General features: G+C 65.6%; 9 protein-coding genes and 1 tRNA gene. 5 read left to right on the top strand and 5 right to left on the bottom strand.

Annotation, left to right across the window (positions count from 1 at the left end; genetic code table 11):
• Positions 1-31 precede the first annotated feature (31 nt).
• Positions 32-943, bottom strand: a complete 912-nt coding sequence (locus tag FDW83_RS10435) for a LysR family transcriptional regulator (RefSeq protein ID WP_138138026.1) — start codon at positions 941-943, stop codon at positions 32-34.
• 153 nt (positions 944-1,096) lie between these two features.
• Between FDW83_RS10435 and FDW83_RS10430 the strand changes: the two genes are divergently transcribed.
• Both FDW83_RS10430 and FDW83_RS10425 read left to right on the top strand, forming a co-directional pair.
• Positions 1,097-2,560: an amino acid permease gene (locus FDW83_RS10430; protein WP_138138025.1), complete on the top strand. Its 1,464-nt coding sequence runs from the start codon at positions 1,097-1,099 to the stop codon at positions 2,558-2,560.
• A 328-nt stretch (positions 2,561-2,888) separates the two neighbouring features.
• On the top strand, positions 2,889-6,407 hold the full coding sequence (locus tag FDW83_RS10425) for a bifunctional proline dehydrogenase/L-glutamate gamma-semialdehyde dehydrogenase (protein ID WP_171027528.1): 3,519 nt from the start codon (positions 2,889-2,891) through the stop codon (positions 6,405-6,407).
• A 78-nt stretch (positions 6,408-6,485) separates the two neighbouring features.
• Here FDW83_RS10425 and FDW83_RS10420 read toward each other — a convergent pair whose 3' ends face one another.
• Together FDW83_RS10420 and FDW83_RS10415 are read right to left on the bottom strand one after the other, a co-directional pair.
• Positions 6,486-6,800, bottom strand: a complete 315-nt coding sequence (locus tag FDW83_RS10420; protein WP_138138024.1) for a hypothetical protein — start codon at positions 6,798-6,800, stop codon at positions 6,486-6,488.
• 228 nt (positions 6,801-7,028) lie between these two features.
• A complete protein-coding gene (locus FDW83_RS10415; RefSeq protein ID WP_138138023.1) occupies positions 7,029-7,883 on the bottom strand; it encodes a LysR family transcriptional regulator in 855 nt (284 codons plus the stop codon).
• Between the two features lie 142 nt (positions 7,884-8,025).
• On the opposite strand from FDW83_RS10415, the gene FDW83_RS10410 reads away from it, so the two are divergent.
• The gene (locus tag FDW83_RS10410) at positions 8,026-9,408 is read left to right on the top strand and encodes an MFS transporter (RefSeq protein WP_138138022.1); all 1,383 of its coding nucleotides are present in this window, start codon (positions 8,026-8,028) and stop codon (positions 9,406-9,408) included.
• Between the two features lie 42 nt (positions 9,409-9,450).
• On the opposite strand, the gene FDW83_RS10405 is transcribed toward FDW83_RS10410, so the two are convergent.
• Positions 9,451-9,524 (bottom strand) — tRNA-Gly (locus FDW83_RS10405).
• Positions 9,525-9,764: 240 nt separating this feature from the next.
• Between FDW83_RS10405 and FDW83_RS10400 the strand changes: the two genes are divergently transcribed.
• Positions 9,765-10,229: an SRPBCC family protein gene (locus FDW83_RS10400; RefSeq protein WP_138138021.1), complete on the top strand. Its 465-nt coding sequence runs from the start codon at positions 9,765-9,767 to the stop codon at positions 10,227-10,229.
• A gap of 48 nt (positions 10,230-10,277) precedes the next feature.
• Here FDW83_RS10400 and FDW83_RS10395 read toward each other — a convergent pair whose 3' ends face one another.
• A complete protein-coding gene (locus FDW83_RS10395) occupies positions 10,278-11,930 on the bottom strand; it encodes a CAP domain-containing protein (RefSeq protein ID WP_138138020.1) in 1,653 nt (550 codons plus the stop codon).
• Positions 11,931-12,138: 208 nt separating this feature from the next.
• On the opposite strand from FDW83_RS10395, the gene dcd reads away from it, so the two are divergent.
• Positions 12,139-12,714 carry a dCTP deaminase gene (dcd, locus tag FDW83_RS10390; RefSeq protein ID WP_138138019.1) on the top strand — a complete coding sequence of 192 codons (576 nt, stop codon included), beginning with the start codon at positions 12,139-12,141 and terminating at the stop codon, positions 12,712-12,714.

The raw sequence follows: 12,714 nt of genomic DNA, 5'->3' as shown, positions 1-12,714 counted from the left end.
TTTGCCGCAGTGACGCAGGGAACATCCCGGCTTAAGCAGCGTCGCCGGAAATTGCCTCCGCTGCTGCGGCGAGCGTCTCCCGGGCCGCGAGGATGGCCGGGCGCTTGGCGCTGGAACGGCGGACGGAGGTGAAGATGGTGCGGTGCGGCTTGCCCGGCAGTTCCAGCAGCTGTGCGGTGGTGCCGCGGCCGGTCCACACCAGGTCCGGCATCAGCGCGACGGCGTTACCGGACTCGATCAGCCGGATCTGGGCCTGTAGGTCGGCCGTTTCAAAGCGCACGTCAGGTTCGAATCCGGCGCTGCGGCACGCCTGCTCCGCCCAATGGCGCGATGCGGCACCCCGCGGTTCCATGACCCAAGCGAGTTCCGCGGTGTCCGCGATGGAGCGGATGGCCGTGCCGCCGTCGGACGCCGGGGGAACGGCAAGCCGGATAGCGTCAGTGGTCAGTTTGATGCGGTCCAGCTCCGGGTAGCGGGGCGCGGCATGGCCCGGGTACTGCTCGGCAATCACCAGGTCGAAATCGCGCGCCCAGGTTTCGTGGAGCGCGGTTTCAGGCTCCCGCTGGATCATCTCGATCCGGACCTCGGGGTAGTTGGTGGTCATCCTGGTGAGGGTGTCCGGCATCAGCGCCAGCGCCGCGGACTGGAACACCGCGATCCGGACCGTCCCGGTGACCGTGGTGAGCGACGCGGCGAGGTCCGCCTCTGCCTGTTCCATGGTCTGCAGCAGCTGTGCTGTGTGCGCCACCAGCACCTCGGCCTGCGGCGTCAGCTGCACCCGGCGGCCGGTCTTCCGGAGCAGCTCCACGCCAACCTCCTTTTCGAGGAGGGCCAGCTGCTGGGATACCGACGACGGGCTGTACTGCAGTGCCTCCGCCACCTCGGCAAGGGTCCCGCGGATGCTGAGCTCGCGGAGCAGCCGCAGCCTGCGCACGTCAAGCATGAGGAAATCCTTACCTAAACTAACGAATATAGGTTAGAAGTAGCCACTTTATCTAATGCAAGGGTACTTGCATACTGTTGGGATCGAGTTACCCCCGTCACAGCCAATTATTGGCGTGCCGCGGCGGGGTCGCACCCCAAGCAGGAGTTCCTGATGAGTAGTAGAGATATGAGCCAGTCGGTCATGAGGCGCAAGCCCATCGACGATATCGAAGAAGAGAACAAGCACAGCGGCCTCTTCAAGTCGCTCGGGCTGTGGCAGCTGACGGCCATCGGCGTCGGCGGCATTATCGGCGTCGGCATCTTCTCCCTTGCGGGGCTGGTGGCCGCGGGAAGCGAAGGCACGCCCGGAGTGGGGCCCGCGGTGCTGATTTCGTTCCTGGTGGCCGGCCTTGCCTCCGCGGCCGCCGCGCTGTCCTACGCCGAATTCGCCGGCATGATCCCGCGCGCAGGTTCCGCCTACACCTACGGCTACGTGGCCTTGGGCGAAATCATTGGCTGGTTCATCGGCTGGGACCTGCTGCTGGAATACATCGCCATCGTGGCCGTGGTCGCCATCGGCATCTCCGGATACTTCGACGCCTTCCTTTCCGGCATCGGCATCAACATGCCGGCCTGGATGACCTCGACGGCGGATGAAGGCAAGGGCGGCATCGTCAACATTCCTGCCATCCTGGTCTGCCTCCTGGTCACCTGGATCCTGTCCCGCGGCACCAAGGCGTTCGGCCGCTTTGAACTGGTGGCCGTGGCCATCAAGGTCCTGCTGATCCTCTTCATCATCGGCCTGGGCGTGTTCTACATCGACACCAACAACTACAACCCGTTTATGCCCAGCGGCTTCGGCCCTGTCCTCGCAGGCGCCGCCACCGTCTTCTTCGCCGTCTTCGGGTATGACGCCATGAGCACCGCCGCCGAAGAGGCCACCGACGGCAAGAAGCACATGCCGAAGGCGATTGTGCTTTCCCTGATCATCGCCATGCTGCTCTACGTTGCGGCCACCCTGGTGCTGACCGGCATGCAGAACTACCGGGACATCGACCCCACCGCCGGCTTCGCTTCAGCCTTCACCGGCGTGGGCCTGCCCGTGATCGCCACCATCATCTCGGTGTTTGCGGTGCTGTCCATCCTCACCGTGATGCTCACCTTCCTCCTGGGCGTCACCCGCGTCTGGTTCGCCATGAGCCGCGACGGACTCCTGCCCGGCTGGTTCTCCAAGACTGACCGCCACGGCACGCCGCAGCGCGTCACCTGGATCGCGGGCATCGGCTCGGCGTTCCTCGCCGGCGTCTTCCCCATCAAGGAAGTCGCGGACCTCACCAACATCGGCATCCTGGCCGCGTTCGTCGTCGTCTGCATTTCGGTGATCATCTTCCGCTACAAGCGCCCGGACGCGCCGCGCACCTTCCGGCTGCCGCTGATGCCGGTGGTTCCCGCATTCGGCGTCCTCGCCTCTGCCTTCCTGATGTTCCAGCTGCACTGGGAGACGTGGATGCGCTTCGGTGTATGGCTGGTCATCGGCCTGGCCATCTACTTCTTCTACGGCCGCAAGCACTCGCTGATGAACCCCAACAGCCCGCGGCACGAGGAACTCGTGGAGATGCACCGCCCCCTCGGCTGACCCGGGACGCTCTCTCACTTGCTGCAGCAAATCGACGAACCCTCTCTCACTTGCTGCAGCAAATCGACGAACCCTCTCTCACTCCTGTGGGGGAGGGTTCGTTCGTGTCCGGATAGGTGCGAGAGCGTTCAGGAAGGGGGTGCGGTAAGTGAGAGAGGGTGGTGTTTAGGGGTGCAGTAAGCGAGAGAGCGTCAGGGAATGGGACCCATCAAAATCGTTGGTTTTTCTAACCTGTATTGATTGGAAAAGATCGCTTTATCTTATGTGAACTGAGGCTCATACTGGTGGAAAGACCACCTCGCCACCCCAGGAAAGAACGGGAAAGACCATGACCCACGTAGCAATGGAACCGGCAGTCTCCACCGGCTTTGCGCCGCAGACTGTCGACGTCGACGTGCCCCAGGCGAAGGCCCTGGCCAGCGAGGCCGTCGCCCTGGTCCGCCACTGGCTGACCGAGGCCGCCAAGGTTCCGGTTGACGCCTCCGCCGAGCAGCTGGCCGGCGTCCTGAAGGACCCCAACGGCCTGGACTTCACGGTCGGCTTCGTTGACGGCGTGGTGCGCCCCGAGGACCTGAACGTCGCCGCCCGCAACCTCGCCAAGCTTGCCCCCAAGGTCCCGGCGTTCCTGCCCTGGTACATGCGCAGCGCCGTCGCGCTCGGCGGCACCATGGCCCCGGCCATGCCCCAGGTTGTCATCCCCATCGCCCGCAAGGTCCTCCGCGAGATGGTGGGCCACCTGATTGTGGACGCTACCGACGCCAAGCTCGGTCCTGCCATCGCCAAGATCAAGAAGGACGGCATCAAGCTCAACGTCAACCTCCTCGGCGAGGCAGTACTGGGCGAGCGCGAGGCCTCCCGCCGCCTCGAAGGCACCCACACCCTGCTGGCCCGCCCCGACGTCGACTACGTCTCCATCAAGGTGTCCTCCACCGTCGCCCCGCACTCCGCCTGGGCCTTCGACGAAGCCGTGGAGCACGTCGTCGAAAAGCTCACCCCGCTGTTCGAGCTCGCCAACTCCTTCGCCGCCCCGGGGAGCAGCACCGGCGGCAAGGCCAAGTTCATCAACCTGGACATGGAGGAGTACAAGGACCTGGACATGACCATCGCGGTCTTCACCAGGATCCTGGACAAGCCCGAGTTCAAGAACCTCGAGGCCGGCATCGTCCTCCAGGCCTACCTTCCGGACGCGCTGTCCGCCATGATCCGGCTGCAGGACTGGGCCGCCGAACGCCGCGCCAACGGCGGTGCCGGCATCAAGGTCCGCGTGGTGAAAGGCGCCAACCTGCCCATGGAGCAGGTGGAATCCTCCCTGCACGACTGGCCGCTCGCCACCTGGGGCACCAAGCAGGACTCGGACACCAGCTACAAGAGCGTCATCAACTACTCGCTTCACCCGGAACGGGTCAAGAACATCAGGATCGGCGTGGCCGGCCACAACCTGTTCGACATCGCCTTCGCGTGGCTCCTGGCCAAGCAGCGCGGGGTGGAGTCCGGCATCGAGTTCGAGATGCTGCTGGGTATGGCGCAGGGCCAGGCGGAAGCCGTCAAGAAGGACGTCGGATCCCTGCTGCTCTACACCCCGGTGGTCCACCCGTCCGAGTTCGACGTCGCCATCGCCTACCTGATCCGCCGCCTCGAAGAGGGTGCCAGCCAGGAAAACTTCATGTCCGCCGTGTTCGAGCTGGACAAGAACGAAGGGCTCTTTGAGCGCGAGAAGCAGCGCTTCCTGTCCTCCCTCGAAGCCCTGGACAAAAGCGTGCCGCTGCCCAACCGCCGCCAGGACCGCAACATGCCGCCGGTGCCGATGCCGCACAACGGGTTCCACAACACCCCGGACACCGACCCGTCCCTGCCCGACAACCGCGAATGGGGCCGCGCCATCCTGAAGCGCATCCCGGGCTCCACGCTGGGCAACGCCTCCGTGGCAGCCGCATCCATCACCGACGAGGCCACCCTCAACAAGGTGATCGAGACCGCCGTCGAAAAGGGCAAGGCCTGGGGCGGGCTCTCCGGCGACGAGCGCGCCGACATCCTGCACCGCGCCGGGGACATCCTTGAAGCCCGCCGCGCCGACCTGCTCGAGGTCATGGCCAGCGAGACCGGCAAGACGATCGACCAGGGCGACCCCGAGGTCAGCGAGGCCGTTGACTTCGCGCACTACTACGCCGAGTCCGCGCGCAAGCTGGACAGGGTCGACGGCGCCACGTTCGTTCCTGCCAAACTCACCGTGGTCACGCCGCCGTGGAACTTCCCTGTCGCCATCCCGGCAGGGTCCACCCTTGCGGCACTGGCCGCAGGGTCCGCCGTCGTCATCAAGCCCGCCAAGCAGGCCGCCCGCAGCGGTGCCGTGATGGTGGAAGCCCTCTGGGAAGCCGGCGTCCCCAAGGATGTCCTGACCATGGTGCAGCTGGGTGAGCGCGAGCTCGGCAAGCAGCTCATCTCCCACCCGGCCGTGGACCGTGTCATCCTCACCGGCGGCTACGAAACGGCCGAGCTGTTCCGCTCCTTCCGCAAGGACCTGCCGTTGCTGGCGGAGACCAGCGGCAAGAACGCCATCATTGTCACCCCCAGCGCGGACCTGGACCTGGCAGCCAAGGACGTGGCCTACTCCGCGTTCGGCCACGCCGGCCAGAAGTGCTCCGCCGCTTCTTTGGTGATCCTGGTGGGTTCCGTGGCCAAGTCCAAGCGGTTCCACAACCAGCTGATCGACGCCGTCACCTCGCTGAAGGTGGGCTACCCGCAGGATCCCACCAGCCAGATGGGCCCCATCATCGAGCCCGCCAACGGCAAGCTCCTGAACGCGCTCACCACGCTGGGCGAGGGCGAGAACTGGGCGGTGGAGCCGAAGAAGCTGGATGAGAGTGGCAAGCTCTGGAGCCCCGGCGTGCGCTACGGCGTCAAGCGCGGTTCCTACTTCCACCTGACGGAGTTCTTCGGCCCGGTCCTCGGCGTGATGACCGCCGAGACCCTGGAAGAAGCCATCGCCATCCAGAACCAAATCGAGTACGGCCTCACCGCCGGCCTGCACTCCCTTAACGCGGACGAGCTTGGGATCTGGCTGGACGGCATTCAGGCCGGCAACCTCTACGTCAACCGCGGCATCACGGGAGCCATCGTGCAGCGCCAGCCGTTCGGCGGTTGGAAGAAGTCTGCTGTTGGTGCCGGCACCAAGGCCGGCGGGCCCAACTACCTGGCCGGCCTGGGCGACTGGCTTCCCGCGGAGGCGTCCGCCACGGCCGCCATCACCCACCCCGGCGTCCGCCGCATCCTCAACGCCGCCGGCCCCGCCCTGGAGCCCGCCGAGCTGGAGTCCGTGCAGCGCGCCCTGGCCTCCGACGCCGAGGCCTGGGCCGGGGAGTTCGGCACCGCGAAGGACGTGTCCGGCCTGAGCGCCGAGCGCAATGTCTTCCGCTACCGCAGCCTGCCGGTCACCGTGCGCCTCTCCGAAGGCGCGCCGCTCGCGCAGCTAGTCCGGACTGTTGCGGCCGGCGTCCTGGCCGCGTCGGAGCTGACGGTGTCCACCGCCGTCGAGCTTCCCGCCCAGCTGCGCGCCGTGCTCACCGCCCTGGACATCGAGGTGACGGTGGAGTCCGACGCCGGCTGGCTGGCTTCGGCGGGCCGCCTTGCCTCCACGGGCAGGCTGTCCAACGGAAGGATCCGCCTGATTGGAGGTGACGCCTCCGCCCTCGCCGAGGCAACTGGCGGCCGGCCGGACCTGGCCGTGTACGCGCACCCGGTCACCGAAGCCGGGCGCGTTGAACTGCTGCCTTTCCTGCACGAGCAGGCCGTCAGCATCACGGCACACCGGTTTGGGACGCCGAACCACCTGTCCGATGCGCTGATTTAGTCCCTGCATGCAAAAGGCCGGGCAGCCACCTTCTGGGTGGCTGCCCGGCCTTTTAGTCGGCGGTGAGACCCGCGTCAGTTAGCCCAGGTACCACCCGGGCGGCGTCCACGTCACGGGAACGCTGTGTGCGGAGAAGTCCTCGCAACGGGTGCAGGTGTAGGCCACCTCCCCAAGAGTGGCAACGGACCCATCACGCCGGTAGGTCGGCGGGATGTAGGACTCGAGGTAGATAAATTCATCGGTGCGGCATTTGTCGCAGGTAGGCTTTCCCACGTAACCGGAATCTGTGGTTGCTATCCCGGCGCCGAGGGTGGTTTGGCGGGTTGAAGGCCGCGAAGTGGTGTGCGGACGTGCGTGGGCCGCGTTGAAGTGGGTGTTCCTGGCTGTCGTCATTGGCTGCCTGTCCCGGGCGCAGAGTTCTGTTGTTCAGGTTGCGCTCGAATTAGTGAACGGCCATCTGCTTGACCATGGGGAAACAAGCATAGGTTATGTAACGTTCCGGCATCAATGGAGAACGGGTTGTCTTCTTTTCGTCCGTAGTCCAAAATTCACCTTTCCAGTGTGGACATATCAGACTGGAAAAAGAATTCTCCGGGCTGCATGTTCCCGGTTTTCTATTATTTACGTTTGCCGGTTAATGGAACGGCCCACGATGGACTGCGTCAGCGCGTCGATTACTTCCGTGTTGGCCAAAGGGTTGCGGATCAGCGTGAAGTCGACGTCCCCCACCGGCGGAAGGTCGAACCGTCGCGTGATGATCTTGAGGTCGTCGGGCACCAGCGACGAGGGCATTACCGCGACGCCGATTCCCGCCCGGACGGCAGCAAGAACACCGCTGATCTGGCGCGTGGTGCAGGTAATCCGCCACGTCCTGCCGTGGGATTCAAGTGCGTCGATAGCGAGCTTCCTGCTGAGGCTGGGGGAGGGGTACGCAATGAGCGGCACCGGGTTCCCGGGTTCAAGGGTGGTTTGCTCGAGGCCCACCCAGGAGAAGGAATCATGCTGCACCACGGTGCCGTCCTTGGCTCCTGCCACCCACTTCACGAACACCAGGTCCAGCTGGCCGGCATTCAGTTTGCGGTAGAGCTGGTCGCTTTGGCCCACCGTCAGTTCGAGGTTGATCTGCGGATAGATTTGCCGGAATTCACGAAGGATCCGGGGCAGGCTGGTGATGGCCAGATCGTCCGCGGTCCCGAATCGCAGCCGTCCGCGCATCGCGGACCCCGAAAAGTAGCGGGCGGCGGCGTCGTGGGCGGACAGGATGGTGCGGGCAAAGCCCGCCATCGCATCGCCGTTGTCCGTCAGCCGGACGTCCCTCGTGTCCCTGGTGATGAGCACCCGTTTGGCCGCGGCCTCCAGTTTCCGGATGTGCTGGCTGATAGTGGGCTGGGCCAGCCCCAGCCGGTCGGCAGCCTTGGTGAAGCTCAGTGTTTCGGCCACGGCAAGGAAGGAACGGAGCTGGGCTGGTTCAAACACGGAGGACTCCTGCGGCTTTCAGTGCTGCTGCTTCATTGCACATTGCAATACGAGTTATAGGGACAATACGCCCTCATAATCGGCAAGGCCCAGCCTAGCGTTAAGGGCATCCCGGACCGCCCGCAAATTTGAGGACACTCCTGTGGCACCCCCACCGCCGTCGCCGGCAACCGTCACCCAGCCCGTCATCGACTCCGCGGGTTCTGCGCCACCCAACGAAAACCAGACCCAGCCGCTGCCTGTCGTCTCTGAGCGGCTCCCGTGGCGGCACACGTTCATCTCCTTGAAGGTGCCGAACTTCCGCATCTTCGCCATCGGGCACTTCATTGCCGTCGTCGCAATCTGGATGCAGCGCATCGCACAGGACTGGCTGGTGCTGGAGCTCTCGGGTTCAGTGACGGCAGTGGGAATCACCGTGGCGCTGCAGTTCCTGCCCTCCCTGCTCCTGGGACCATGGGGCGGCATGATGGCTGACCGGTTCGCCAAGCGGAAGATCCTGATCCTGTGCCAGGCCGTGGCAGCGGTGCTGGCCGCAGCGCTTGCGGCCCTCGCCCTCACCGGAACCATCGAGGTCTGGCATGTTTATGTGATCGCCCTGGTCCTGGGGCTGGTCACCGTCCTCGACCAACCTGCCCGGCAGGTGTTCGTCAATGAGCTGGTGGGCCCGACATACCTGCGCAACGCCATCAGCGTGAACTCCACAACGTTCCAGCTGGGCGGCCTGATCGGCCCTGCCCTGGCCGGATGGCTCCTGACCGCCGTGGGTGCAGGATGGGCGTTTGCGGGCAACGCCTTCGCCTGCTGCTCCACGGTGGTGATGCTCCTTGTCCTCCGCAAGGACCAGCTGTTTGTCAACGCACCCACGCCCAAGAGCAAGGGGATGCTGCGGGAGGGCCTCCGGTACGCGCTGAGCAAGCCCACCATCTACTGGCCGTGGCTGATGGCCGGGTTCATTGCGGTCTTCGCCATGGGGCTTCCCGTGGTGCTTGCCGCCTTCGCGGACCACGTCTTCAAGGTGGGCGCCGGCGGCTACGGCCTGCTTAACGCCCTGGTTGCGCTCGGCGCCCTGTCCGGCGCTGTTGCATCCACGCGGCGCCGGCAGCTCCGGCTCCGCTCCGTGGTGTTCTGCGCAGGCATGTACGGCGCCATGCTCTGCCTCGCCGCGCTGGCACCCTCGCTTGAGTTGTTCGGCGCCGCGATGGTCCTGTCCGGTTTCTGGTGCCTGATGTTCCTGACCGGTTCCAACCAGCTGGTCCAGGTCAGTTCGAACATGGGCATCAGGGGACGCGTGATGAGCCTCTACATCATGGTGCTGATCGGCGGCCAGGCCCTGGGCGGACCCATGCTCGGCTGGATCGCCGAACACGCAGACCCGCACGTGGCACTGCTGGTCTCCGGTGGGGTGCCTGCGCTCGCAGCCCTGACGGTCGCCGTCGTGCTGGCCCGGAAAGGCTCGCTTCGGCTGCAGGTGGAATTGAAGGACCGGCGCCGTCCGCTGCGGATTGCTTCCCGGGCGGCTGCCTAGCTGGAACGGCCGCCGGCGCCTCGGGTATCTGTGGAAGGGTGTTGGAGCGGCTGACGGGAATCGAACCCGCGTATCAAGCTTGGGAAGCTAGCGCTCTACCATTGAGCTACAGCCGCGCTGCCGCCGCATGCGCGGGGCAGAACTTAGCTTAGCGCAAGTGCGCGGCCGCGCCCGCCAACCTGGAGCGCAGAGGGCCGTGTCCCGGACTTTGCGGCGTCATCCAGTAACTCTTCAATAACGTCACCGGCACTGGCTAGGTGGCGGCGCGGTGCGCTGGCTAACGTAATCGGGATAGCTGCGACGTCAGGGGGAGGGCGGCTATCGAGCCAGGCCGACGTCAAAACAGGAAGATCTTCATGGCATCCGCAGAGCACGAGGTCCTCATCCGCCGCGACGCGATGACTGTTTACCTCTACTTGCTGGACGCCACCAACCTGCCCTCATGGCGGGAGGCAGTCCGCAGCGTGAAGCTGCTGCAGGGCCCGGCCGCGACCAAAGGAGCCGTCTACCGGAAGATGGTGGCCGGCAGGTCCGGGCTGAGCATTCCGGCCGATCTGGAAATCACCGCTGCCCGGCCGGGCGCCGAAATCCAGTTCCGGGTCACATCCGGACCCGCAAACCGAACCGGAGGCTATTACCTCAGTACGGAGAGCTCCGGGACCCGGGTCAGGTTTGCGCTTGCATCCGAGCCCGAGGGCATCTTTGGCCTGCTGGACAGGGTGGGCCTGTTCAACAAGATGGCCCAGCGGCGGGTCCGGGCGGAAGTAGCGCAGCTGGAACAGCTCAAGGACATCCTGGAGCTGCAGCCGGCAGTCCAGTAGACAGGTTCCCCGGCGGCAGCAGTAGCAGCCGGACCGGCCAGTCCTGCCCTACTGGGCCAGCCGCTGGCCGGACCAGGGGCCGGCAATGTTCGACGGCGACGCCAGGCTTCCGGTGCTGAGGTCCCAGTACTGCACAACGTCGGACGCCCGCCGGAGGGCGATGCCGGTGGAGTTCAGCCCGGTTACGTCCCTCAGGGCCTTGATGCCTGTCACGTCCTGCCAGCCGGTGGCAACGGTCGCCCTTGTTTCCGCACGCAGTGCAGTGGTTCCCCAGCCGCGGTAGAGCTGCACGCTGCCATCGGTGCGCAGGCTCAGGATGTCCTGGAATCCGTCAGCGTCGTAATCCACCATGGCCAGCCGGGCCGCGCTGATGCCGCTGGCGACAGTGACCCGGGCGGCGAGGTCCCCGGTGCCTTTGTTGGAGTACAGATGGAGGCTCCCGGCGGTGTCCAGGGCGAGGATTTGGGGCATCCGGTTATTGGCGCACCAGCCACCCACCGCCAGGGTCAGGGACTGCCAGCCGCCGGCGCCGAGGGTTACGGGCGCCTGGAACCCGCCGGTGGCAATGCCCCGGTGGAGCGTAAGGTTCCCGTTGGTCCACTGGGTGAGCAGGTCAAAGGCGCCGTCACGGTCCCAGTCAGTGACAAAGACTTCCTTGGCGCCGGAGAATCCGGAGCCGATCACCCTGGGCGGTCCATAGGACCGTACCCCCAGGGAGGTTCGGCCCAGGAGCTGGCCGGCCGCATCCACGGTGACCAGGTCGGCGGGCCCCTTGATGGCTGCCGCGGAGAGATCGAGTGTGGGCGGCATGTGCCGCACTGGCGCGTCACACATGCTGGGTGCGGGCGGGGGCAGCGCTGCTCCTCCGCCGCCGCCAACGGAACCGCCGGGGGACTCAAGGGTACCTGCGGGAAGTGTGGTGTAGCCGAAGAAGTTGACCACGCCCCAGATCCTGTACGTGCTGTTGGTGTAGGAGATACCGGCGCCCATGACGTTGAACCGGGGGTCCAGCAGCATGGCATTGTGCCCGGGGGATCCCTTCCACCATTCCACGAGCTGCGCGGCGTCACGGTCAGTGCGGATGGCGATGACTTCGCCGGCCCCGTTGTTCGGGTTGAGGGCCCGCGGATCGGTCCAGAAGCTGGCGCGGTGTTCGATGACCTCGCGCGAGGCGATACTGTCCGACCATTCCTGCGCCAGGCCTGCCACTGTGGGGTGGTACTTCACGGGGTTTAGCCGGTTGGCCGCGCGGTATTCATTGATCCTGTTGAACACCGTGAGGACCGCTGCCGTATTGTCGTCCTTCACCAGGGCTTCGGGGGCGGGGGCAGCCATCGTGGTTTCGGGGCCGGTCACGCGCGGAACGGTCTTACCCAGTTCCTCGTCCGGTGCCCACAGCGGCGGTATTGATGGAGGCTCAGGCGTGGTGCCGGCCTCCTTCGTCACCGCCAGGGGAGCCGACGGCGAAGGCTGGGACTGGGCTGCGGGCGCCGCTTCCATGGTGGTACCGGATGCGGGGGCCGGGTCAACCGTGGCGGTCGGAGAGGCCGCGCGGATCTCCGGTTCCACGGCTGGGGTAAGCGCCGAAGCCGTGGACCCGTTTCCGGCGGAGGAGCCGGCCGCGGCCACAGCAGACTCCAGGAGGACACTGCCAGGACCGGATACGGCAGCCTGCCCCCCGTCCGCCAGCGTGGCCGGCATCACGCCGCCTGAGGAGGAAACCAGCACCAAGGCGCATAGCGCGCCAATAAAAGAGGGCGCTACAAATCTATTCACAACATCCCCAGCTCTGTTGGGCCATCCGGGAGACCATCCGGCGCCTGAGTATCTGAAGCAACTTTAGCCCCAGCAGGCCACAGCAACAACGCAAGAATGTGGGTGTGGATAACGCATACGGTAATTTGGGACGGTGCTGATCTCTGACCGCGACATTCGTTCCGAAATCGACTCCCAGCGGATTGTCCTGGAGCCCTATGAGCCCGCGATGGTCCAGCCGTCGTCCGTGGATGTCCGGATCGACAAATTCTTCCGCCTGTTCGACAACCACAAATACGCACACATCGACCCCGCCCTGGAGCAGCCCGAGCTGACCCGGCTGGTGGAAGTGGAAGAGAACGAAGCCTTCATCCTGCACCCGGGGGAGTTCGTCCTGGGCTCCACCTACGAGACCGTGACGCTCCCGGATGACGTCGCGGCACGTCTTGAGGGCAAGTCCTCACTGGGCCGGCTGGGTCTCCTCACGCACTCCACCGCAGGCTTCATCGACCCCGGCTTCTCGGGCCACGTCACCCTGGAGCTGTCCAACATGGCCACGCTCCCCATCAAGCTGTGGCCGGGCATGAAGATCGGCCAGCTCTGCTTCTTCCGGCTCACCTCCTCGGCGGAGTACCCCTACGGTATGGGGGACTACGGCAACCGCTACCAGGGCCAGCGCGGCCCTACTGCGAGCCGGAGCCACCTGAACTTCCACCGCACCAGCATCTAG

This window comes from Pseudarthrobacter sp. NamE2 (genome assembly GCF_005796205.1).
Classification (GTDB): domain Bacteria; phylum Actinomycetota; class Actinomycetes; order Actinomycetales; family Micrococcaceae; genus Arthrobacter.
This window is presented reverse-complemented; position numbering and strand designations above follow the sequence as displayed.

What these genes read in the sequence shown, in the direction of transcription:
- FDW83_RS10435 (WP_138138026.1), bottom strand. Translation starts at nt 943, where the DNA reads ATGCTTGACGTGCGCAGGCTGCGGCTGCTCCGCGAGCTCAGCATCCGC.
- FDW83_RS10425 (WP_171027528.1), top strand. Translation starts at nt 2,889, where the DNA reads ATGACCCACGTAGCAATGGAACCGGCAGTCTCCACCGGCTTTGCGCCG.
- FDW83_RS10395 (WP_138138020.1), bottom strand. Translation starts at nt 11,930, where the DNA reads ATGCCGGCCACGCTGGCGGACGGGGGGCAGGCTGCCGTATCCGGTCCT.
- FDW83_RS10430 (WP_138138025.1), top strand. Translation starts at nt 1,097, where the DNA reads ATGAGTAGTAGAGATATGAGCCAGTCGGTCATGAGGCGCAAGCCCATC.
- FDW83_RS10420 (WP_138138024.1), bottom strand. Translation starts at nt 6,800, where the DNA reads ATGACGACAGCCAGGAACACCCACTTCAACGCGGCCCACGCACGTCCG.
- FDW83_RS10400 (WP_138138021.1), top strand. Translation starts at nt 9,765, where the DNA reads ATGGCATCCGCAGAGCACGAGGTCCTCATCCGCCGCGACGCGATGACT.